Genomic DNA, 20,869 nt, shown 5'->3' with positions numbered 1-20,869 from the left:
GTCTGGAGAGACGGGCTCTGCCGCGTTAAGGTTTGACGACGGCGCGCGTGGGCGCCGGATCAGAAGGACGTCGCCTGGTCTTGGAACCGCAGCTGCCACCGGAGCCGTTCAGACGGTCCGCGCTACCGGCGCGAGGCTTCGAGGCCGCGCGCGTGTGGCGTCTGGGATGGCTGGCGGCGATCTGCCTGGGCGCCGGCGCGACCGCCTTCCTGCCCCAGACCATCGGCTGGCCGACCTGGATCGCCCTGATCGCCGGTGCCGCGCCGGCCCTGGTGTCCCTGCCGCTGTCGACGTCGCGCTTCAACGCCGACGAGCGCGTGCAGTCGCTGCTGCTGGTGTTCTGGGCCGTCGGCGGGGCGACCGCCGCCATCCTGACCGGCGGCGTGTCGGGCGCCATGGCCGCCTGGTGCCTCGCCCCCGTGGCCGCAGCCTCGACCCTGACCCAGTCCCGCCGCCTGGCCGAGGGCGCGGCCCTGTCGCTGATCGGCGGCTGCGTGGCGGCCCTGACCCAGCTTTCGGGCCTGGCCCCCACCGCGCCGACCGGAGCCCTGGCCTTCATCCTGGGCTTCCTGGCCCTGGTGACCACGGGCCTTGGCCTGGCCTCGGGCCTGTTGCTGGCCAACCGCCGCAGCGGCGAGCGCGACGTCCGCTACAGCGCCGAGGTCCAGTCGCTGGAGACCCTGCTGGACGGCCTGCCGCACCTGACGGTCGCGGTTGCGCTGAAGGGCCTGATCACCGCCGTGCGCGGCGCGCCGCCGCCTGGGGTCGCGGTGGTCGACATCGTCAATCGCGGCCTGGGCGCCGCCGCCGCCCCGAACGACCGCGCGCGGGTCAGCGCCGCCGTCACCCAGGCCTTCCGCGAAGGCCAGGTCAGCCTGACCTTCAATCCCGTCCACGGCATCGAGCGCATCGTGGCGCTGGACCTGCAGCGGGTCTCGCCCGTCCTGCTGGTCGGCGTGCTGCGCGACGTCACCGCCGAGCGCACCCGCGAGACCTCGCTGGACCGCGCCCGCGCCGACGCCGAGGCCCTGGCCGCCGGCCGCGCCCGCTTCCTGGCCAATATGAGCCACGAGCTGCGCACGCCGCTGAACGCCATCATGGGCTTCTCCGACATCATGCGCTCGCGGATGTTCGGCCCCCTGACCGACCGCTACGGCGAATACGCCGAGCTGATCCACGAGAGCGGCGGCCACCTGCTGGACCTGATCAACGACGTGCTGGACATGTCCAAGATCGAGGCCGAGCGCTTCGAGCTGTCGCGCGGGGTGTTCGACGCCCGCGAGGCGATGACGGCGGCCATGCGGCTGATGCGCGTCCAGGCCGACGGGGCCGGCGTGCAGCTGCGCGGCGTGCTGCCGCCGAACGATCTGGAGGTCGACGCCGACCGCCGGGCGCTCAAGCAGATCGTGCTGAACCTGATCTCCAACGCTCTGAAGTTCACCCCGCGCGGCGGCCAGGTGACGGTCACCGCCGACGGCTATGACGGCGTGCTGGAGATCGTCGTCGCCGACACCGGCGTCGGCATCAGCCCCGAGGATCTCGAACGCCTGGGTCGTCCCTACGAGCAGGCCGGAGGCGCCGACCAGCGCGCCAAGGGCACGGGCCTGGGCCTGTCGCTGGTGCGCGCCTTCGCCAAGCTGCACGGCGGCGAGATGCATATCGAAAGCCGCCTGGGCGCAGGCACCAGCGTGTCGGTGCGCCTGCCGGTGCTGCTGGGCCCGCTGAAGGCGGCGGCCGAGACGGTCCCGCCGGTCGAACCGGCCCCGGCCCCGGAAGCGCCGGCCCAGCCCGAAGAGCCCGAACCGCCGGCCAGCCTCGGCGACAACGTCATCGCCTTCGCGCCGCGCTAGGCCGACGCCTTCTCCACGAGGGACGCGACATCCAGAGCTTCTCGCAAGGCCGGCTGGCGCGAGCGGCTGACGGGCAGGGGCGCGCCCTCGCTCAGATGCAGCCGCCAGCGGTCGCCGTCGCGCTCCAGGCGCTGGACGTGGTCCAGATTGGCGATCGCCGACCGATGGACGCGCTGAAAGCGCTCCGGCAGCTGGGTTGTCAGGCCGTCCAGGCGGGCGGCGTGCAGCAGGCTGCGGCCGCCGACCAGCCGCAGCTCGACGTAGTCGTCGGCCCCGACCACGGCCAGGATCTCGGCGATGGGGACCAGCTCGACGCCGCGCGCCGAGGCCACGGTCAGGCGATCGGGCCGACTGGCGGCGCGGGTCAGGGCGGCCTCGCGGCCGCGGTCGTCGCGGCCCAGCCGGACCACCTCGACCACCAGCAGCGGCAGCACCAGGGCGGCGGCGAGCAGGAAGTAGGAGAGGTCGGCCAGCCATTCGGGGAAGCCGATGGCCAGGGCCAGGAACAGCGCCAGATAGGCCAGGGTCAGCCACGCGCCCGGCCGCTTGGCGCGCACGCCGACCGCGGCCGGCGGGACGGCCAGCGCCACCCCGACGATCAGCGCGCACACCGTCTTCAGGTCGAAGCCCGGCAGCAGGGCGGTGGCGCTGATCACGCCCAGGGCCAGGCCGATCATCAGAGGGCGCGCCCTGGGCATGAACCGGGCGGCCACATAGCTGACCAGCAGGACCGAGAAGGCGGCCGCCAGCAGCCAGATGGCGCTCATCCGCCAGGCGTGCAGCGGATAGGGATAGGCGAACAGCGGCCGCAGGCTCTCGACGATGGCCTGCAGGGCCGCGACCCCGGCCATGGCGGCCAGCACCAGGCTGGACCCCGTGCGGCGCATGGCGTGGATGACACCGAACCCGAACGCCGCCGCCAGAAGGGCGCCCGCCGCCACGAAGGTGACGGCCAGCAGCGCGGTGCGCTGCGGATAGGGGTAGGGCAGGACGACCATCGCGCTCATCGGCCCGTCGAAGCGCAGGCCGCCGTGGAACGACGACAGGCGCAAAACGAGGAGGTTCGCGCCGGGCCGCCAGGCGCTTTCGCGGATCGGAAAGACCGCCTGGTAGCGCCCCGGGATCTCGTCCTTCGCCGTGGCGCCCGGACGGCCGTTGACGCCCAGGGGGCGGTCGTTGAGCCAGGCCTCGGACGAGGCCACGCCCGCCAGGTAGAGGGCGCGGGGCCGGGTGTCGTTCGGAGCGGCGATCGTCGAGCGGATCCACAGCTCGCGGCCCTGCGGATCGACGACGCCCTGGATCGGGCGGCAGTCGCTCAACACAGGACCGGCCGGTCCGACCGCGCGCTGGCAGGCCTGCCACGGCGTCTCCTGCGCGCGGGCCAGGGTCGTGAAGCCGGCCAGAAGCAGGCCAAGGAGCAGGGTTCGCCACATGGCCTCACCCTATAGGGCGCCGCTCGCCGAGACGCCCCGCCATTCGCCGATCAAACGGCGCCATTGACCGAACCGGCATGGCGGACGACGCCGCCGGCGGCTCAGCTGTCGGCATGACCCACGCATCGCTTCATCGCCGCGCCCTGCTCGCCGCCGCCGGCCTCGCCCTCCCGACCCTGGCCTTCGCCCAGGCCGTCGCGTCCCAGGCTCCGTCCCCGGCCCAGGCCGGCCCTTTCCGCTTCAAGGGTTGGAAGGGCCAGGACACCGACGCCGAGCGCGGCTTCTTCGAGGTGCCTGAGGACCGCCGCGATCCCAGGTCGCGGAAGATCCGGCTGAGCTATGTCCGCTTTGCCTCGACGGCGGCCCGGCCGGGCCCGCCGATCGTCTACCTGGCCGGCGGGCCGGGCGGCACGGCCACGCGCGCGTTGGCCGGACCGCGCTTTCCGATGATGATGGCGCTGCGCGAGGTCGCCGACGTCATCGCCTTCGACCAGCGCGGCACGGGCCTTTCCAACCACATCCCCGAGCGGCCGGCCTCGACGCGCCCGGTTCCCGCGTTCACCCAGGCCGGACTGACCGCCTATTTCCGCGAGGACTTCCAGGACGCCTGGGCCGACTGGACCAAGGCCGGCGTGGCCATGACCGGCTACAACACCGAGCAGAACGCCGACGACATCGATGATCTGCGCCGCTGCCTGGGCGCGGAGAAGATCGACCTCTGGGGCATCAGCTACGGCTCACACCTGGCGCTGAGCGTGCTCAGGCGGCACGGCGACCGGGTCAATCGCGTCGCCCTGGCCAGCCTCGAGGGCCAGGACCAGACGGTGAAGCGGCCCTCGGCGGTCGACGCCCTGCTGCGCCAGGTGGACGGCCTGCTGGCCGCCGACCCCGCCGTCCGCGCGGCGATCCCCGACCTGCCGGCCCTGATGCGGCGGGTCCACGCCAGGTTGGAGGCGGCGCCGGTGACCTTGGCCGCCACGCTGAACGGCGCGCTGGTCGAGCTGCGGATCGGCGGCTTCGCCATCCAGCTGATGGCGGGCGGGCTGATCGCCAATCCACAGACCCTGGCCCTGCTGCCGGGCCTTTATCTGGCGCTCGACGCCGGCAAGGCGGAGGTGCTGAAGCCCTTCGCCAACGAATTCGCGAGCACGCTGGGCATCGCCGGCATGCCCGAGGCCATGGACCTGGCCTCGGGGATCTCACCCGCGCGATTGGCCCTGGTGCGGCGCGAGGCCAGGACCGCCGTGCTGGGCGAGGCGCTGAACTTCCCGATGCCGCAGCTGCTGGGGACGGTCCCGGGCGTCGATTTGGGCGAAGGCTTCCGCGCGCCGCTGCGCATCGACCATCCCGCCCTGCTGGTGGCCGGCACGCTGGACGGCCGCACCCCGATGTCCGAGCAGGACGAGGTGGCGGCCCAGTTCCGGCGCAAGGCGCGGGTGATCGTAGAGAACGCCGGCCACAACGTCTTCGAGGCTCATCCCGACGTGCAGGGCCTGCTGGTGCGGTTCTTCCGCGGCGAGGCCGTGGCCGACACCCGGCTGAGCCTGCCGCCGCCGACGTTCAAGCTGGCCTGATCGCCAGGCCTATCGCAGGAACGCCCGCCCGGCGGCGAAGTCGCCGACCTCGACATAGGCCTTGCGAACCGGGTCCGCGCCGCCGCGGCCGGCGAAGCTGAACTCGATGGTCACCGCCTCGCGCGGGTCCAGAAGCGAGATCGCGTCGGCCGCGCCGACGGGGAAGCGGAAGCTCATCCCGGTCTTGGCCCCCGGCGGCAGCAGCGTCAGCGGCGCTTCCTGCTGGGCCTCGGCGTTGAAGACCAGGCTGGCCGAGCGGGGCGAGACCTTGGACGACAGGGCCTTGCCCCCGCGCGTGTCGATATAGGGACCGAGCGTGCGCGCGGTGTCGCGCACCAGGATGCGGGCGGCGTAGGGGCGCTCGCCGTTGTTGAAGGTGGCCGTGGCGATGACGGCGTTGGCGCGGCCCGCCAGGCCGAAGATCAACCGGTCGCCGCCGAAGGTCGCCGGCTGCGACAGACGCCAGACCGGGATGGTCGCCGAGCTGGCCCGTTCGGCCTGCCAGGCGGCGACGTCGCCCGGATAGGTGATGCGCTGCAGGCTCTTATAGGCGTCGAACGCCGAGCGCACGCGATCGGCGGCGGTGGTCAGGTCCTTGGAATTGCAGGCCGCGCCGGCGGCCTTGGCCCGCGCGCGCTGTTCGACGGCCTCGACCTGCTGCTGGGTGGCGCCCGAGCGCAGGGTCGCGCCGCGCGCCTGGGCGCGGGCGGCGTCGAGGGCCGAGCCGATGGCGGGCGCGAAGAGGCGGCAGCGGCTGTCGGCCGCCGTCATCAGGGTGCGCTCGTAAAGCTGGTCGGCGGCGGTGGCGGCGAACAGGACGCCCGGCGCCATCACGGACGCCGCGCCGACCAGGAACCCCATCCATCGCGCCGCGCGACCTTTGGGGTACGTCATCAGCTGCGTTTCTCGTATGGTCGAGACTTGAAGGGGCCACCTTACGGCCCCGGGGTTGCGGTTCGGTTAGCATGCTTCTGTCGACGGACATCTGGGTGGGGGCGCTGATCCGCCGGGCCGAACTGGCGGGCGCCTTCGCCACCGTCGCGCGCAAGGGCGACGCCAAGGCCGGGGCGGTGCTGGTCAAGGCCGTCGATCGCCGCGAGAACAAGGCCCGCCTGTTCGCCGAGGCCACGCGCGGCGACGGCGAACGCTTCTGGATGCAGCCCACCAAGTCCGACTTCGAACCGGACCTGGACGCCTATGCCGAGCGCGCCGCCCGCATCGATCCCGACCTCTGGGTGGTCGAGATCGAGGACCGCCAGGGCCGGCACTTCCTGACCGAGGCGGTCGAGGAATAGCACCCGCGCTGGACGAGCGTTCTGTGGACAACTCTACCGCAGTGATCCGTTAACCTCGCTTCTACACCGGACTTAAAGCGCGTTCTGGCAGGTTGCAGGTATCCCGACGCCTCCACGAGAACCCCGCCAGTACCGCCATGATTTTTCTGATGAACGATGTCGTTTTCAGCTTCGACGTGGCCGAACTGGCCCCGCCGGTGGAGCGTGACCGCTTCGCCAAGCTGTCGATGAACTACGTCTCGGAACTGGGGCGCGAGCTGTACGCGGAAGAGCCGCTGCTGCACCTGAAGGACCCCGAGCGGGCCCAGCGCCTGGCGGCCCTGATCGTCTCGAAGTCGCCGGAAGTGAACGCGGCGCTGTTCATCGCGCCGGGGCGCGGCTGCCTGGTCGACCAGGTTCAGGTCCGATACGCGCAGATCGGCCTGGAAGTGATGGGCGCGCTTCTGCAGCGCCAGAAGGCGGGCTCGCTGACCAATATTGAGGCCGACCGTCAGGTCTGGCGTCGCCTGGCCGCGTAGGCCGTCTCTACATAAGCAGAGCGATCAGCCACTTGAGGGCCACGGCGGCGGCGATCAGTCCGCTGATCGTGACCACCATGCACACGCCGCTCCGTTCGGCGCGCGGGCTGCTGGAATCGCGGGAGTCGTCCCAAAGAGCCATCTTGTTTCCTCCGCCACGCCCGACGCTCTCAAGGGCGTCGCGTTCGTGACCGAAGCGAGCATGACTCCATCTCCCTTCGCCGCATAGGGATATTTTGTCGCGCGCCCCGGTGCTCGCGCGCCGACGCCGAGGGCCGTCCAGACGGGTGACAAAAAGTCTCCGAAAGGATAGTCCCCCCGGATGAGCACCTCTCCCGCCGCGCCCCTCTCGCCCGTGTTCCAGGCCGCCCGTCGGCGCACCTTCGCCATCATCAGCCACCCTGACGCCGGCAAGACGACCCTGACCGAGAACCTGCTGCTGGCGGGCGGCGCGATCCGCGCGGCAGGCGCGGTGCGCGCGCGCGGCCAGACCCGCCGCACCCAGTCGGACTGGATGAAGATCGAGCGCGAGCGCGGCATCTCAGTGTCGGCCTCGGTGATGACGTTCGACCACGACGGCCTGATGTTCAACCTGCTCGACACCCCGGGCCACGAGGACTTCTCGGAAGACACCTATCGCACCCTGACGGCCGCCGACGCGGCGATCATGGTGCTGGACGCCGCCAAGGGCATCGAGCCCCAGACCCTGAAGCTGTTCGAGGTGTGCCGCCTGCGCGACATCCCGATCATCACCTTCATCAACAAGATGGACCGCGAGGCCCAGGACCCGTTCGAGCTGCTGGACGAGGTCTCGTCGAAGCTGGCCCTCGACCCCGCGCCGCTGTTCTGGCCGGCCGGGTCGGGCGGGCGGTTCAAGGGCATGCTGGACCTGCGCAAGCAGGCCTTCATTCCCTACGCCAAGAAGAGCTCGACCGACGAGGAGGGCCATCCCGCGCCCGTCGCGCTGAACTCCAACGCCATCGTCCAGTACCTCGACCCCGAGGAGCAGGCCGAGGTGGAGGAGGGCGCGATGCTGGTGTCCGAAGCCGCCAAGCCGTTCGATGTGAAGTCCTTCCTGGAAGGCCACATGACGCCGGTGTTCTTCGGCTCGGCCCTGCGCCACTTCGGCGTGTCGGAGCTGCTGGCCGGCATCGGCGCCTACGCCCCGGCCCCCAAGCCGGCCAAGGCCCTGCGCTCGGGCGCCGAGACCCACGTCGCCCCGGGCGACGCCGAGGTGTCGGGCTTCGTCTTCAAGGTCCAGGCGAACATGGACCCCAATCACCGCGACCGGATCGCCTTCCTGCGCCTGACCAGCGGCCGCTTCACGCGCGGCATGAAGCTGAAGGCCCAGAACACCGGCAAGTCGATGAGCGTCAACGCGCCGATCATGTTCTTCGCCTCCGACCGCGAACTGGCCGAGGACGCCTTCGCCGGCGACGTCATCGGGATCCCCAACCATGGTGTCTTGCGGGTGGGCGACAGCCTGTCGGAGACCGGCCTGCTGCGCTTCGCCGGCCTGCCCAACTTCGCCCCGGAAATCCTGCGCCGCGTGCGGGTCAAGGATCCGCTGAAGGCCAAGCACCTGAAGAAGGCGCTGGAGGGCCTGGCCGAGGAGGGCGTCACCCAGCTCTTCCGCCCGATGATCGGCAGCGACTTCATCGTCGGCGCCGTGGGCCAGCTGCAGTTCGAGGTCATGGCCGACCGCCTGGCCAACGAATACCAGCTGGACTGCATCTTCGAAGCCAGCCCCTACGCCGAGGCCCGCTGGCTGACCGGCGAACGCGCCGACGTCGAGGACTTCGTCAACAAGCACCGCTCGGCCATGGGCGAGGACATCGACAACCAGCCGGTGTTCCTGGGCAAGTCCTCCTGGGAGATCGGCTACGTCGCCGAACGCTTCCCGAAAGTGCGCTTCGAGCGGACGAAGGAGCGGGGTTAGGAATACAACGAAGGCCGGAATCTCGTGATCCCGGCCTTCGTGCTTTAGCGATGAGTGTAAGTCCTAGGACTTAAGCTTGGTGGCCTTCATCTTGCCGGCGGCGTCGAACTTGGTTTTATCCGACGGCGACAGGTTGGGGCGGCCGACCATGACGCCGACGCTGAGCGATCCTTCGACATAATAGACCTCGCCGGCGTCGACCTCGAGCGGCAGGATGTCCTTGGCTTCCGAGTGGACGACGTATTCGTGCGTGCCGGGCGCGACGTCGATGAAAAAGTAACCGCCGTTGCTCAGCTTGCCGAGTTCAACCTCGCCTTCGCGCACTTTGAAGCTCACGGCGGCGCCTACGAACTTCCCAGGACGGTAGAAGACGATCTGGCCCTTTCCTTCCGCGGGCGTTCCCAGCGTGGCGGGCCCCGCTTCGGCTTGAGGCGCCTCGGTTGCGGGAGGCGGCGTGACAGGGGGTGCTGCCGTGGCGGGAGGCGGTTCGGGCGATGGCGCGGGCGTCGGCGCGGTTTGCGCGGGTACGGTCGGAGTTACGTCTTGAGCCACGGCGGAGCTCATGCCGAGCGATAGAGCCGCCACGGCGGCGCAAGTCAGTTTGACGATCATTACGGTAGATCTTTCCCAATCTGGTTAGAGGATACGGACGGTGTAGCGGCTGTGGCCGGACTGAAGTCGGCGGCGAGCTTGGCATTGGCCGGTGAGCCCGTAGGGGCTACGACGTCTCCGCCTTGGACGAACAGGGCGAGCGGCCCGGCCGCGATCGCGACGGCGAGCGACAGGTCGGCGTTGTTCTTGCCGCTCATGCCCAGCTTGAAGGCCTTGAGCGGAATGCGGACGCCGCCTTGGTTGAGGAAGCGGGCCGCCAGCAGCAATTCGCCCGGCTTGCCGCCCATCTTCGACGACGCAGCGTGAACGACCTCGCCCTCGCCGACGAGGCCGGCGGGCAGTATTACCCGACCGTTAATCGACACGTCCTGCGCCAGGCGCACCCCAAACTTGTCGCCGCGCTTGTTCAGCGCGGAGCCGACCGACTGCAGCAAGGTCAGCTCGATCACTGTGCCGTTGGGCAGGACAAAGGACGGTTCGACGAGTTGAGCTTCGCTCGTCGGCGGCTGCGGCTTTGCGCCTGTGTCCTGGGCCGAGGACAGTGAAGGCGTGACAAGGCACGACGCGGCGCCAAGCGCCGCCAGGCGCGGATAGATTGAACGCATTGGAATCACCCCCGCAAGATGCGTAGCTTGACCGTAACCAACGGGCAATCTGGCCGACATCATTGTGGGTACGCCGACTGGCGACTATTCACGGCCCAGGATCATCAGGTTTTCAGCATGACAGCCCTCACCATCGGCCTCGTCGCTCATGACGACCGCAAGGCGGCTCTGGTCGAGTGGGCGCGGGCGCATGCCGGCTTTCTGGCGGGCAAGACGCTCTACGCCACCGGCACGACGGGTGGGCGGATCCTGGAGGCGTTGCCGGATCTGAACCTCACGCGGCTGAAGAGCGGGCCGTTGGGCGGGGATCAGCAATTGGGGGCTTTGATCGCCGAGGATCGGCTGGACGTGCTGATCTTCTTCGTCGATCCGCTGTCGCCCCAGCCGCACGACGTCGACGTCAAGGCGCTGATCCGGATGGCGACGCTGGCCGACATCCCGTTCGCCTGCAACCCGGCGACGGCCGACCTGATCGTTAGCGGTCTGGGCTAGGGCGCGTCGCAACCCGCTCAGCGGTCGGCGGCGATGACCTGGATGGTCAGCGGGGCGCCGCCGGCGGCGATCTCGAGCAGACGGTCGACGTTCGGATGCGCGCCCGGACGCGCGCGGGCGTCGGCGGTGTGCTCGGCGAAGACGACCAGGCCGTGTTCGGCGGCTTGGGCGTCCAGGCCGCCGAAGGTCTGTTGCAGATAGTGATAGACGGCGAGCGAGCCCTGCTTGCCCGGCTGGTTCTCGATGCTGGCGACCACGGCGCCGGCGGCGTCGACCAGGTCGATGCGCTGCACGCCATCGACAGTCGCCAGCTGCTGCAGGTTGTCCTTGAACGTCGCGCGGGGTTGAATCATCGCCGCCTGTCTCGAATGCCAGAATGGATCGGGCGGCGCTTTAACACCCTCCGACGGCGTCGGCTACGCTAGCCCGGGAACTTCAGCAGGTTGGGCTTGGGGATGGCGGCCTTGAAGCTGCCGCGGGTCTTGGCGGTGTCGAGGCCGAAGTCGGCCCAGGCCGCCAGGAAGCCGGCGGCCGGCGCGCTGGCGGCCAGAGGCGCCAGGTTCAGCACGGGACAGGCGGCCACCGCCGCGCGGGCGGCGGCCCAGGTCTCGGGCTCGGACGTGGCGTAGGCGCCGTCGGCGCTGACCAGTTCGGAGGCCAGGGCCGGATCGCTGAAGTTCAGGGTCACGGCGACGCCGGCGGGCAGGTCGGACAGACTGGCCAGGGCCTCGATCAGGGCGGTCAGCGACATGCGCGCGCCGCTGGCCCGCCGCTCGCCGCCGGCCGCGCCCTTGATCGCCGCCGCGCCGGTCTCGCCCTCGAGGCGGCGCACGAAGGCGTAGCCGCCATAGCCCGGATCGGGCCGGCACAGGCTGGCGGTCCAGAGGATGACGGTCATGGCGGGCTCCCTCGCTGCCGGCGCTTTCTAGCCTGTTTCGGCGAGGAGGGCAGGTGGCGTGCGCGAGGTCGTTTGGCGGGCGAAATCGCCAGAATTTCAACTTCTCGGAGGTCTGTCGCGGAACGAAAAGTAAACGGGATCTTAAATTTGATGGTTAACGTCATCTTTAGGCCGATGAACAATGTTCTAACGACGATGGTTTACGTCGAGCGGCCAGCCGTAACGCCAAGCAAGAAGCGTGCCAAAACGGGTCAAAAATCCGCCGTGCGGGCTCCTTGGGCTCACTTTGTAAAGAGTTCCCTACTATTTATGGTTAACGCGCCGTAAACACCTATTAACCACTTGTTAAACGCGTTGGCTCCGGGTTTGCTCTTCATGCGTTGAACCCTTGCCGGACGTCCCGGTGTGGGACGATCCGTGTGCGGAGATGCGCGTCGATGTTCGAGTTCGGTCGTGATCTGAAACGTCTCTTCGGCGTCGACGCCGGAGGTGAGGCCAAGGCGGCGTCGCATCGCGAGGGCCTGACCGGCGGTGACACCTCCTTGCTGGAACTGCTGGATGTCCGGCTGCTCACCAACGAGGCGCGCTCGGCCGATGTCGCGGCGGGCCGGATCGGCGCCAAGGATCGCGGCTCGCGTCTCCTCGAAGCCGCCGTCGTCTGGCGCGAACTGGCGCGACGCTCCGGCGACGCGGCGGCGCTGCGCAAGGCCGCCTCGCACGCCGAGGCCGCCAGCAAGGTCTTCGAAACCGAACGCCGCACCGAGGCCCTGTCGGCCGCGCGCTGCGAGCAGGCGACCCTGGCCATCCTCGGGGCCGACCTCTTCGGCGACGAGGGGCTGAACGCCGCCGCCGGCGCGGCCCTGACCCTGGCGCGCACCGCGCCTCACCAGCAATGCGCCCTGGCCATGGCCCTGATCGCCGGCCTCGACGGCCGCGCGGGCCTGGCGGAGAACAATGTCGATCGCGCCCTGGCGGCGGTCCAGGCCTATGAGGCGCCGCTGCGGGCCCTGGCTGCCGCCAAGCGCACCAAGGGCGGCGGCGCGCGTCTGCTGCTGGCCGACCAGCGCGCGGCCCGCATCGAGCTGATCCTGGCCTGCGCCACGCGCCTGAAGGATCGCAATCTGGCCCACCTGGCGATCAGCGAGGCGACGACCGCCGCCGGCGCCCTGGATCCCGATTTCGAACCCCTGGCCTGGTCGCGACTGGAAGGCCTGCGCGGCGCGGCCCTGGTGCAGCTGGGCGAGCTGGACGGTGAGCTGGCCAACATCGCCGACGGCGTCGAGGCGCTGAACGCGGCCGTCGAGCCGATCTCGATGGACCACAGCCCCATGGACTGGGCGCGCGCCCAGGCCGCTTTGGGCGCGGGCCTGCAGGCGATCGGCGAGGCCACCACCTCGGACCGCGCCTTCGAACAAGCCGTCACCTGCTACGACCGCGCCACCCAGGTGCTGAAGGTCCAGCCGGCCCTGGCCCTGCGCGCCGTGGTCGCCAACAACCGCGCGCTGAGCCTGGCGCGCTGCGCCGAGCTGACCGCCGACCTGGCGGTGCTGGACGCCGCCGAGATGGCCTTCAAGACCGAGCTGGCCTCCGCGCCGGGCTCGCGCGATCCGGCCGCCTGGGCCGTGGCCCAGATGAACCTGGCCCGCCTCTATGAGGCCCGGGTCGAGATCACCGGCCGCGACGACGGGCGCCTCGACCGCGCCGCCGTGGCCCTGGCCAGCGCCTTCGACGTGTTCTCGGAGCTGGGCCTGCGCTCGCTGACCGATCTGGCGGCACAGGGCCTGCAGAGGTTGAAGGCGGCCCACGCCCACTGACCCGGTTCGGGACAACAGGCGCCAGGTCGAAGGGGCAGGCCCCGCCGGACGCAAAAAAGTCGACGCATCGCAAGGACGACGCGATCGGCCGGAATAACAGGGACGAAATTACGTGATCGCTTCGCTTGCTCTCGCCGCCATGCTGTCCAACGCCGCTCCGGCCAAGGCCGCCGCCGACATGCTGATCCCGGCCTCGCAGCCGAAGGAAGCCGTCGCGATCCTCAACTGCCTGGTCACCGACGACGGCCACCTGACCGGCTGCACCGTCGAGGGCGAAAGCTCGCCGGAACTGGGCGTCGGCGACGCCGCCCTGAAGATGGCCTCGCGCTTCCAGGTCGACCTGCTGGGTCCCGACGGCAAGAGCCGCGCGGGTTCGTACATCCAGGTGCCGGTGCGCATCCGCATTCGCTGAGACGGGTCACGCTCGGGGGATCGCGGTCGCCCCGAGCATCCACGGTGAGCATCCCGTCGTATCTGTCACGCCAGACGGAGACTTCTCATGCGCGCCCTGCTGATCGCCTCAAGCCTGTTCGCCCTCTCGGGCTGCGCGACGACGGGCGTTTCCCCGAGCGCTCCGCGTCCGGCGACGTCGATAGACGCCGGACGGTTCTACACCGGAACCTGGTACGAGATCGGCCGTCGGCCGATGCGGCTCACCGATGGCTGCGTGGCGGGCGGCACCACCTACACGCCACAAGGCGGCGACAAGGTGAGGGTGCTGGACTTCTGTCGCGACGGCGCTCCCACCGGCAAGCTGAAAACCATCGGCGGCCCCGCGCACATCGTCGATCCGGGGACGAACGCTAAGCTGCACGTCAGCTATCGCGTGTTTTGGGATCATCCGCATTCCCCGCGACTACTGGGTGCTGGAGCGGGCGGACGACTACAGCTGGTTCATCTCGGCCGATCCGAGCTTCCACGACCTTTGGATCTACACGCGCAATCCACGGCCCAGCCCAGCCGAGATCGCGCCGCTTGTCGCTCGCGCCAAAAGGCTCGGCTACGACACCAGCCTGCTGGAATTTCCCGCGACAGGCTCATAGCCGGCGTGTCTTGAGCAGTCTCACCGCGAATCTGTGCGCGGCGGACGGCGGTCCTGGCCTTCTCGCGCCGGTCGCTCGTCGCAGCGCTTGATCAGGCCCTGTCTTTGCGCGGAGCCCTGTCAAAACCGCGCTGAGGCAGAGCGCCGCAGAGACCCGGAACGCGCTTTTCGGTAACAACTCCTAACGCCCTGTTAACCATATCGCGGCACCTTCGAGCCTCGATTCCAGGGTCGTGTTCGGACCCGCTTTGACGAGGCCTTTCGGATGACCGGCGCTGAAGTTCTCGATGTCGGTCGCGATGCGATCTGGCTGACCCTTCAGCTCTGCGCGCCCATCCTGATCGTCGGCCTGGTGGTCGGCGTGGCCATCGGCCTGTTCCAGGCCCTGACCCAGATCCAGGAAGCCACCCTGGTCTACGCCCCCAAGATCGTGTCGATCTTCATCGCCCTGCTGCTGTTCCTGCCGTTCATGGGCGCGCTGATGTCGGCGTTCATGCGCCAGATCGCCGCCCGCATCGCCGGCATGTAGGGGGAGACGAGGGCGCTTGGACTCCTACGCGACAGCCGCACAGGTCTATGTCGCCGGCCTCGTCTTCGCGCGGGTCGGCGCCATGGTCATGCTGATGCCCGGGATCGGCGACACCGCCGTGCCCCAACGCATCCGGCTGTCGTTCGCGCTGTTGATGGCCATGATCCTGGCGCCGCTGGTCTATCGCAACATCGGTCCGATGCCGGCGACGGTCGGCGGGCTGGCCGGCGCGGTGATTCACGAAATCCTGATCGGCCTGATGATCGGCTCGGTGCTGAAGCTGTTCTTCACCGCCATGTCGACGGCGGGTGAAATCGTCTCGATGCAGACCACCCTGTCGTTCGCCCAGAGCACCAACCCGTCGATGGGCCAGTCGAGCACGGCGGTGTCGACCTTCCTGTCGATGCTGGGCCTGACCCTGATCATGGCCACCGACCTGCACCACCTGTTCCTGGGCGCGATCGTCAAGTCGTACGACCTGTTCCCGTTCACCCGCGCCGTGCCGATCAACGACGCGGCCACCCTGGCCGTGCGCACCGTGGCCGACAGCTTCTCCCTGGGCGTGCAGCTGGCCGCCCCGGTCATCGTGTTCTCGCTGGTCTTCAACCTGGCGACCGGCCTGGTGGGGCGGGTCATGCCCGCCTTCCAGATCTTCTTCGTGGCCTCGCCGCTCAGCGTGATCCTGGGCCTGTCTCTGCTGGCCCTGAGCCTTGGCGGCATCGCCATGGTCTGGACCGACCGCTACCGCGACCTCCTGGCGATCTTCAACTAGGGGCGGGGCATGGCGGAAGACACAGATCAGGACTCGAAAACAGAAGAACCGTCAGCCAAGAAGCTGTCGGACGCCAAGGCCAAGGGCGATACGCCCAAAAGTCAGGACGTCCCGCAGCTGGCTTCACTTCTGGGCGCGGTCTGCGTGGTGCTGATGGCCGGCGGCTGGCTGACCCGCGACCTGTCGGCGGCCCTGACCCCGTTCCTGGCCCACGCCGGCTCGATCGACGTCGAGAGCGGCGGGGCCGTGGTGGTGGCGCGCCAGGCGATCATGGCGGCCCTGCCGCCGGTGGTGCTGGTGATGCTGGTGACCGCCGTCTTCGGCGTCGTCGCCCACCTGTCCCAGACGGGGTTCATCCTCAGCGCCGAGAAGATCAAGCCGGACCTCTCCAAGCTCGACCTGATGAAGGGGCTGGGGCGCCTGTTCGGCATCGACGGTCTGGTGCAGTTCGCCAAGTCGGCCGTGAAGTTCATCGTCACCGGCATCATCGCCTGGATGGTGCTCAAGCCCAAGGCCGGCGAGGTGATCAACCTAGTCGGCATGGACCCGGCGCAGATGATCCCCGAGGCCATGAAGCTGTCGAAGACCCTGTTCTTCGCGGTGATCCTGCTGATGGTGGTGGTGGCCGGCTTCGACTGGTTCTGGCAGCGCCAGCGCTTCATGCAGCGCATGCGCATGACGCTCCAGGAAGTGAAGGACGAGTTCAAGCAGTCGGACGGCGACCCGCATATCAAGGCCAAGCGCCGCCAGATCCAGATGCAGCGCTCGCGCCAGCGGATGATGCAGGCGGTGCCCAAGGCGACCGTCGTGGTCATGAACCCGACCCACTACGCCGTGGCGCTGAAGTACGAGCCCGGCGAGACGCCCGCGCCGCTGTGCGTGGCCAAGGGCATGGACGAGCTGGCCCTGAAGATCCGCGCCGTGGCCGAGGAGGCCGGGGTGCCGGTGCTGGAGGATCCGCCCCTGGCTCGCGCGCTCTACGCCGCCGTCGAGGTGGACGAGGAAATTCCGGTCGAGCACTTCGAGGCCGTCGCCAAGGTCATCGGCTTCATCATGAACGGCAAGAAGCCCAAGCCGCGCGCAAGGCCGCTTTGAGGCCCTGATTCAGTCGCCCTCTGACCTTTGTTGCGAAAAGAGTATTGTTATTACGGCCGTAGGTGAGTCGCGGTCCGTATTTCAAATAAGGATTCCCGCCGTCGATGGCCGAAACGCCCGTCCAGGACATCGCTGAAAACGACGCTCCCCGGCGTCGGTTCGACCCCTTGATCTGGGGGGCGGCGATCTTCTTCGTGGCCGCGGCGGGTCTCGCGGCCGTGCCGGCCCTGCGCGCCGGCCCCACCACCCTGGCCGGTCTGCTTCTGCTGGGCGGCGTCGCCGGCGTCGCCATACTGGGCCTGGTGGCCATCCGCGCCTCGGCCCATCACGAAAGCGACCTGGACGCCGCCGAGGGCTTCATCGACGCGCTGAGCGAGCCGACCGCCCTGGTCGCCGCCGACGGCCGCCTGCTGGCCACCAACGCTCCGTGGCGCGCGGTGATGGGCGAGGCCCGTCGCCTGCCCAAGGGCGTGGCCGGTTCGGGCCTGTTCGCCGCCCTGGTGCGGGCCCGCAAGGGCGAGGTGGCCGAGGGCGTGCTGCGCGCCGACGGCGCCGACCGCGTCGCCACCGTCTCGCGCCTGGCCGGCGGCCGCCTGCTGGTGCGCCTGGCCCCGCCCGCGCCGCCCGAACCCGTGGCCCTGGAAATCCCGCCTGCGCCGGTGATCAAGGCCGAAGCGCCGCCGCCCGGCTCGCTGGACGCCTTCTCCGGCGCCTCGCCGTTCGGCGCGGCGCTGCTGGAGGGGCTGGACCCCTTCAACTCGCGCATCCTGGAAGCCAACCCGGCGCTGATGGCCATGGCCGGCCCCACCGCCAAGGCCGGCGTGCTGTTCGGCGACCTGATCGAGCCCGTCACCCGCGCCGAGGCCGAGACCCGGCTGGCCGGCGGCAAGGCGGGCCCGTTCGAGGTGCGCCTGTCGCGCGACCCGACCCGCATCGCCCACCTCTATCTCTACAAGGCCGAAGGTCGTCTGGTCGCCTACATGATCGACGTCTCGGAGCAGAAGCAGATCGAGCTGCAACTGGCCCAGGCCCAGAAGATGCAGGCCATCGGCCAGCTGGCTGGCGGCGTCGCCCACGACTTCAACAACCTGCTGACCGCTATCCAACTGCGCCTGGACGAGCTGCTGCACCGCCACCCGGTCGGCGATCCGTCGTACGAAGGCCTCAACGAAATCCGCCAGACGGGCGTCCGCGCCGCTGACCTGGTCCGTAAGCTGCTGGCCTTCTCGCGCAAGCAGACCGTCCAGCGCGAGGTGCTGGACCTGGGCGAGCTGATCTCGGAATTCGAGGTCCTGCTGCGCCGCCTGCTGCGCGAAGACGTCAAGCTGATCACCGACTATGGCCGAGACCTGCCGCAGGTGCGGGCCGACAAGAGCCAGCTGGAAACGGCGGTCATGAATCTGGCCGTCAACGCCCGCGACGCCGTGCGCGCCGCCAAGGGCGGCGGCATCGTGCGCATCCGCACCGCCCGCCTGACCCAGGAAGAGGCCATCGGCCTGGGCTTCCCGGGCGCCGAGGGCGACACCGCCTTCATCGAGGTTTCCGACGACGGTCCCGGCATTCCGCCCGACGTCATGGGCAAGATCTTCGACCCGTTCTTCACCACCAAGCCGGTGGGCGAGGGCACGGGCCTGGGCCTGGCCACCGTCTACGGCATCGTCAAGCAGAGCGACGGCTGGATCCACGTCCACAGCCGTCCCGACGAGGGCGCGGCCTTCCGCATCTTCCTGCCGGTCCACGAGCCGACCCCGGCCGCCCTGGCCGAGGCCGCCGCGGCGGTCGCCGAGCCGGCCAAGGTGCGTCCGCCCCGCGACCTGTCGGGCGCCGGCCGCATCCTGTTCGTCGAGGACGAGGACGCCGTGCGCGGCGTCGCCGCCCGCCTGCTGCGCGCCCGCGGCTACGAGGTGCTGGAGGCCTGTGACGGCGAGGAGGCCCTGCTGATCGCCGAGGAGCACGCCGGCACCATCGACCTCCTGATCAGCGACGTGATCATGCCCGGCATCGACGGTCCGACCCTGTTGAAGAAGGCGCGCGGCTATCTGGGCAACGCGCCGGTGATGTTCATCAGCGGCTATGCCGAGGCCGAGTTCAGCGATCTGCTGGAAGGCGAGACGGGCGTGACCTTCCTGCCCAAGCCGATCGACATCAAGACCCTGGCCGAGCGGGTCAAGCAGCAGATGGCGGCGGCCTGACGGTCGTCCGCCGCGCGGTCGGCTTTCTTCCGCGCCGGGTGAAAACCGACAGCGTCGCCGTAAACCTGCTATCTTCTGGGACCAACATGACGGTCAGGCCGTAGTGGAGGCGTAGGTGGCTTTCTGGAAACGGCGCAAGTCGATTTCCACCCTCGCGATAGAGCAGGTCGCGGCGTTCTATGCGCAGCTTGCCGAGGGCGCGATCGTCGCCGACGCGGCGGGGCGCATCCTGCTGGTCAACGCCGAGGCCGAACGCATTCACGGCGGAGCCCACATCAACATCGGTCCCGACGACTATGTGCGGGCCTATTCGCTGCGCACCGTCGAGGGCGCGCCCCATCCGCCCGCCGACCTGCCCCTGGCCCGCGCCGTCAATGGCGAGACGGTCAGCGAGGCGCGCTGGCGCATCGTCCGGCCCGACGGCGTCAACGTCCTGGCGATCGGCAGCGCCTCGCCGATCCGCGACGCCCACGGCGTCCAGATCGGCGCCGTGCTGACCCTGCGCGACGACACCGCGCGCGACGTGTTCGAGCAGGAGCTGCGGCGGCTGAACCTGGGCCTCCAGGCCGAGGTCAAGGCCCGCACCGCCGAGCTCAGCCGGGCCTGGGAGCTCAGCGCCGACTTCCTGGCCGTCTGCGGCCTCGACGGCCTGATGACCACCTGCAACCCGATCTGGACCCGCCGGCTGGGCTTCGACGAGACGACGCTGTTCATCACGCCGTTCTGGGATTTCGCGCCGCTGGAGGATCACGACCACGTGGCCGCCAACTTCACCCAGACTAGGGGCCGCAAGACGCCGGTGGACTTCACCAGTCGTCTGGTCGGTCTCGACGGCCGGGTGTTCACCGTCCACTGGACGCTGGTGGCCGAGCGCGACCGCATCTACGTCTCGGGCCGCGACGCCACGCTGGAGACCAGCACCGCCGCCGAGCTGGAAGACGCCCACGCCGCCCTGCGCCAGGCCCAGAAGATGGAGGCCATCGGTCAGCTTACCGGCGGCGTGGCCCACGACTTCAACAACCTGTTGACGGTGATCCGCTCCAGCGTCGACCTGCTGCGCCGGCCCGACCTGGATGACCGCCGCCGTCGCCGCTATGTCGACGCCATCGGCGAAACCGCCGACCGCGCCGCCCAGCTGACCGCCCAGCTCCTGGCCTTCGCCCGCCGCCAGCCGCTGAAGGCCGAGGTGTTCGACGCCGTCGACAGCGTTCATCGCCTCCGGGCCGTGCTGCAGACCCTGGTCGGCGCCAATGTGATCGTTGAGGTCGAGGCGGCGTGCGAATCTTGCGCTATCGAGGTCGACCGCGGCCAGTACGAGACGGCCCTGATCAACATGGCCGTCAACGCGCGCGACGCCATGGACGGGCGCGGACGGCTGTCGATCCACGTCTCGGCCGCCGACTCCATTCCCGGCGGCCGGGCGGCCTCGGCGGTGTCGGGCAGCTTCGTGGTGGTGGCCTTGACCGACACCGGGCCGGGCATCGCCTCCAGCCAGCTGGAGCGGATCTTCGAGCCGTTCTACACCACCAAGGCTGTGGGCAAGGGCACCGGCCTGGGTCTGAGCCAGGTGTACGGCTTCGCCAAGCAATCGGGTGGCGACGTGCGGGTCGAGAGCAGCCCGGGGCAGGGCGCGACCTTCCTGCTCTACCTGCCCGCCACCGGCAAGCGCATGGCCGAGAAGACCGAGCCCGCGCCGGTCACCGAACTGGTCGCGCCGCGCCGCAACCGGGTGCTGATGGTCGAGGACAACGAGGAGGTCGGGGCTTTCGGCCGGCAGCTGCTGACCGACCTTGGCTACACCGTCACCCTGGCCCGCAACGCCGTGCAGGCCCAGGCGCTGCTGGAGGCCGACCCCGAGGCGTTCGACGTGGTGTTCACCGACGTGGTCATGCCCGGCGCGATCAATGGCCTGCAGCTGGCCAAGCGCTTGCGCGAGACCCGGCCCGAGTTGCCGGTGATCCTGACCAGCGGCTACAGCGACGCCCTGGCCAACAGCGAGGGCCAGGGCTTCGACCTGCTGCAGAAGCCCTATTCGGTCGAAGCCCTGTCGCGGATCATCCAGCAGGGCGGCGGCTAGGACCCTTTAGTGGCCGCACGCCATTGTCCGCGCTGGCAGATTCCGGAACTTCGAAGCCACAAATCCTTGTCATCCCGGAAGCCTCGCAGAGGCTGTCCGGGACCCAGGGGCCAAGGCAGTGCGGTGGCCCCT

At 69.7% G+C, this 20,869-nt stretch carries 21 protein-coding genes; 14 read left to right on the top strand and 7 right to left on the bottom strand.

Annotation, left to right across the window (positions count from 1 at the left end):
* The first annotated feature begins 80 nt into the window (after positions 1 to 80).
* Complete coding sequence (locus tag AC1RUS_RS16295; RefSeq protein ID WP_492917635.1) at positions 81 to 1,850, top strand: sensor histidine kinase; 1,770 nt, start codon at positions 81 to 83, stop codon at positions 1,848 to 1,850.
* Here the strand turns inward: AC1RUS_RS16295 and AC1RUS_RS16290 are convergent.
* Positions 1,847 to 3,283, bottom strand: coding sequence for a LytR/AlgR family response regulator transcription factor (locus tag AC1RUS_RS16290; RefSeq protein WP_492917634.1), 1,437 nt, complete (start codon positions 3,281 to 3,283; stop codon positions 1,847 to 1,849). The two genes, AC1RUS_RS16295 and AC1RUS_RS16290, sit on opposite strands and share 4 nt — an antisense overlap.
* A gap of 77 nt (positions 3,284 to 3,360) precedes the next feature.
* Here AC1RUS_RS16290 and AC1RUS_RS16285 point away from each other — a divergent pair, with 77 nt between their 5' ends.
* Positions 3,361 to 4,857: an alpha/beta hydrolase gene (locus AC1RUS_RS16285; protein WP_492917633.1), complete on the top strand. Its 1,497-nt coding sequence runs from the start codon at positions 3,361 to 3,363 to the stop codon at positions 4,855 to 4,857.
* Between the two features lie 9 nt (positions 4,858 to 4,866).
* Here the strand turns inward: AC1RUS_RS16285 and AC1RUS_RS16280 are convergent, their stop codons facing one another.
* Positions 4,867 to 5,751, bottom strand: a complete 885-nt coding sequence (locus tag AC1RUS_RS16280) for a hypothetical protein (protein ID WP_492917632.1) — start codon at positions 5,749 to 5,751, stop codon at positions 4,867 to 4,869.
* 71 nt (positions 5,752 to 5,822) lie between these two features.
* Here AC1RUS_RS16280 and AC1RUS_RS16275 point away from each other — a divergent pair, with 71 nt between their 5' ends.
* Positions 5,823 to 6,152, top strand: coding sequence for a DUF1491 family protein (locus tag AC1RUS_RS16275; protein ID WP_492917631.1), 330 nt, complete (start codon positions 5,823 to 5,825; stop codon positions 6,150 to 6,152).
* A 137-nt stretch (positions 6,153 to 6,289) separates the two neighbouring features.
* Positions 6,290 to 6,670 (top strand): hypothetical protein, encoded by a 381-nt coding sequence (locus AC1RUS_RS16270; RefSeq protein WP_492917630.1) that lies wholly within the window; start codon positions 6,290 to 6,292, stop codon positions 6,668 to 6,670.
* 7 nt (positions 6,671 to 6,677) lie between these two features.
* Here AC1RUS_RS16270 and AC1RUS_RS16265 read toward each other — a convergent pair whose 3' ends face one another.
* The gene (locus AC1RUS_RS16265; protein ID WP_492917629.1) at positions 6,678 to 6,812 is read right to left on the bottom strand and encodes a hypothetical protein; all 135 of its coding nucleotides are present in this window, start codon (positions 6,810 to 6,812) and stop codon (positions 6,678 to 6,680) included.
* A 180-nt stretch (positions 6,813 to 6,992) separates the two neighbouring features.
* Here AC1RUS_RS16265 and AC1RUS_RS16260 point away from each other — a divergent pair, with 180 nt between their 5' ends.
* Positions 6,993 to 8,609, top strand: a complete 1,617-nt coding sequence (locus AC1RUS_RS16260) for a peptide chain release factor 3 (RefSeq protein ID WP_492917628.1) — start codon at positions 6,993 to 6,995, stop codon at positions 8,607 to 8,609.
* A 63-nt stretch (positions 8,610 to 8,672) separates the two neighbouring features.
* On the opposite strand, the gene AC1RUS_RS16255 is transcribed toward AC1RUS_RS16260, so the two are convergent.
* Both AC1RUS_RS16255 and AC1RUS_RS16250 read right to left on the bottom strand, forming a co-directional pair.
* On the bottom strand, positions 8,673 to 9,221 hold the full coding sequence (locus tag AC1RUS_RS16255) for a DUF2846 domain-containing protein (RefSeq protein ID WP_492917627.1): 549 nt from the start codon (positions 9,219 to 9,221) through the stop codon (positions 8,673 to 8,675).
* Positions 9,221 to 9,826, bottom strand: a complete 606-nt coding sequence (locus tag AC1RUS_RS16250; RefSeq protein WP_492917626.1) for a hypothetical protein — start codon at positions 9,824 to 9,826, stop codon at positions 9,221 to 9,223. The genes AC1RUS_RS16255 and AC1RUS_RS16250 overlap by 1 nt, the downstream gene beginning before the upstream one ends.
* 117 nt (positions 9,827 to 9,943) lie before the next feature.
* On the opposite strand from AC1RUS_RS16250, the gene AC1RUS_RS16245 reads away from it, so the two are divergent.
* Positions 9,944 to 10,318, top strand: a complete 375-nt coding sequence (locus AC1RUS_RS16245) for a methylglyoxal synthase (protein WP_492917625.1) — start codon at positions 9,944 to 9,946, stop codon at positions 10,316 to 10,318.
* Between the two features lie 17 nt (positions 10,319 to 10,335).
* Here AC1RUS_RS16245 and AC1RUS_RS16240 read toward each other — a convergent pair whose 3' ends face one another.
* Both AC1RUS_RS16240 and AC1RUS_RS16235 read right to left on the bottom strand, forming a co-directional pair.
* Entirely contained in the window at positions 10,336 to 10,671 is a 336-nt protein-coding gene (locus AC1RUS_RS16240) for a DUF2322 family protein (protein WP_492917624.1), read from the bottom strand.
* Between the two features lie 68 nt (positions 10,672 to 10,739).
* Positions 10,740 to 11,216, bottom strand: coding sequence for a ribonuclease H (locus AC1RUS_RS16235; protein ID WP_492917623.1), 477 nt, complete (start codon positions 11,214 to 11,216; stop codon positions 10,740 to 10,742).
* A 437-nt stretch (positions 11,217 to 11,653) separates the two neighbouring features.
* Between AC1RUS_RS16235 and AC1RUS_RS16230 the strand changes: the two genes are divergently transcribed.
* The 8 genes from AC1RUS_RS16230 to AC1RUS_RS16195 all read left to right on the top strand — a co-directional run bounded on the left by AC1RUS_RS16230 (position 11,654) and on the right by AC1RUS_RS16195 (position 20,737).
* Positions 11,654 to 13,030, top strand: coding sequence for a hypothetical protein (locus AC1RUS_RS16230; protein ID WP_492917622.1), 1,377 nt, complete (start codon positions 11,654 to 11,656; stop codon positions 13,028 to 13,030).
* 112 nt (positions 13,031 to 13,142) lie between these two features.
* Positions 13,143 to 13,442, top strand: a complete 300-nt coding sequence (locus AC1RUS_RS16225; RefSeq protein WP_492917621.1) for an energy transducer TonB family protein — start codon at positions 13,143 to 13,145, stop codon at positions 13,440 to 13,442.
* A gap of 87 nt (positions 13,443 to 13,529) precedes the next feature.
* Positions 13,530 to 14,087, top strand: a complete 558-nt coding sequence (locus AC1RUS_RS16220) for a lipocalin family protein (protein ID WP_492917620.1) — start codon at positions 13,530 to 13,532, stop codon at positions 14,085 to 14,087.
* 250 nt (positions 14,088 to 14,337) lie between these two features.
* A complete protein-coding gene (gene fliQ, locus AC1RUS_RS16215; protein ID WP_035044577.1) occupies positions 14,338 to 14,601 on the top strand; it encodes a flagellar biosynthesis protein FliQ in 264 nt (87 codons plus the stop codon).
* A 16-nt stretch (positions 14,602 to 14,617) separates the two neighbouring features.
* Entirely contained in the window at positions 14,618 to 15,373 is a 756-nt protein-coding gene (gene fliR, locus AC1RUS_RS16210) for a flagellar biosynthetic protein FliR (RefSeq protein ID WP_492917619.1), read from the top strand.
* 9 nt (positions 15,374 to 15,382) lie between these two features.
* A complete protein-coding gene (flhB, locus tag AC1RUS_RS16205; protein ID WP_492917618.1) occupies positions 15,383 to 16,468 on the top strand; it encodes a flagellar biosynthesis protein FlhB in 1,086 nt (361 codons plus the stop codon).
* A gap of 104 nt (positions 16,469 to 16,572) precedes the next feature.
* Positions 16,573 to 18,660, top strand: coding sequence for a cell cycle histidine kinase CckA (cckA, locus tag AC1RUS_RS16200; RefSeq protein WP_492917617.1), 2,088 nt, complete (start codon positions 16,573 to 16,575; stop codon positions 18,658 to 18,660).
* 115 nt (positions 18,661 to 18,775) lie between these two features.
* A complete protein-coding gene (locus AC1RUS_RS16195; RefSeq protein ID WP_492917616.1) occupies positions 18,776 to 20,737 on the top strand; it encodes an ATP-binding protein in 1,962 nt (653 codons plus the stop codon).
* Positions 20,738 to 20,869: the final 132 nt, after the last annotated feature.

It is taken from the genome of Caulobacter sp. GW821-FHT10F06, from assembly GCF_058809215.1.
The sequence above is the reverse complement of the archived record's forward strand: the minus strand, read 5'-3'. Positions and strand labels throughout refer to the sequence as shown.

Excerpts from the sequence above, each read along its gene's own strand:
- AC1RUS_RS16260 (WP_492917628.1), top strand. The coding sequence starts at position 6,993 with ATGAGCACCTCTCCCGCCGCGCCCCTCTCGCCCGTGTTCCAGGCCGCC.
- AC1RUS_RS16270 (WP_492917630.1), top strand. The coding sequence starts at position 6,290 with ATGATTTTTCTGATGAACGATGTCGTTTTCAGCTTCGACGTGGCCGAA.
- AC1RUS_RS16240 (WP_492917624.1), bottom strand. The coding sequence starts at position 10,671 with ATGATTCAACCCCGCGCGACGTTCAAGGACAACCTGCAGCAGCTGGCG.
- AC1RUS_RS16230 (WP_492917622.1), top strand. The coding sequence starts at position 11,654 with ATGTTCGAGTTCGGTCGTGATCTGAAACGTCTCTTCGGCGTCGACGCC.
- AC1RUS_RS16255 (WP_492917627.1), bottom strand. The coding sequence starts at position 9,221 with ATGATCGTCAAACTGACTTGCGCCGCCGTGGCGGCTCTATCGCTCGGC.
- AC1RUS_RS16275 (WP_492917631.1), top strand. The coding sequence starts at position 5,823 with ATGCTTCTGTCGACGGACATCTGGGTGGGGGCGCTGATCCGCCGGGCC.
- flhB (WP_492917618.1), top strand. The coding sequence starts at position 15,383 with ATGGCGGAAGACACAGATCAGGACTCGAAAACAGAAGAACCGTCAGCC.
- AC1RUS_RS16265 (WP_492917629.1), bottom strand. The coding sequence starts at position 6,812 with ATGGCTCTTTGGGACGACTCCCGCGATTCCAGCAGCCCGCGCGCCGAA.
- AC1RUS_RS16280 (WP_492917632.1), bottom strand. The coding sequence starts at position 5,751 with ATGACGTACCCCAAAGGTCGCGCGGCGCGATGGATGGGGTTCCTGGTC.
- AC1RUS_RS16290 (WP_492917634.1), bottom strand. The coding sequence starts at position 3,283 with ATGTGGCGAACCCTGCTCCTTGGCCTGCTTCTGGCCGGCTTCACGACC.
- cckA (WP_492917617.1), top strand. The coding sequence starts at position 16,573 with ATGGCCGAAACGCCCGTCCAGGACATCGCTGAAAACGACGCTCCCCGG.
- AC1RUS_RS16245 (WP_492917625.1), top strand. The coding sequence starts at position 9,944 with ATGACAGCCCTCACCATCGGCCTCGTCGCTCATGACGACCGCAAGGCG.
- AC1RUS_RS16250 (WP_492917626.1), bottom strand. The coding sequence starts at position 9,826 with ATGCGTTCAATCTATCCGCGCCTGGCGGCGCTTGGCGCCGCGTCGTGC.
- fliQ (WP_035044577.1), top strand. The coding sequence starts at position 14,338 with ATGACCGGCGCTGAAGTTCTCGATGTCGGTCGCGATGCGATCTGGCTG.
- AC1RUS_RS16285 (WP_492917633.1), top strand. The coding sequence starts at position 3,361 with ATGGCGGACGACGCCGCCGGCGGCTCAGCTGTCGGCATGACCCACGCA.
- AC1RUS_RS16220 (WP_492917620.1), top strand. The coding sequence starts at position 13,530 with ATGCGCGCCCTGCTGATCGCCTCAAGCCTGTTCGCCCTCTCGGGCTGC.
- AC1RUS_RS16235 (WP_492917623.1), bottom strand. The coding sequence starts at position 11,216 with ATGACCGTCATCCTCTGGACCGCCAGCCTGTGCCGGCCCGATCCGGGC.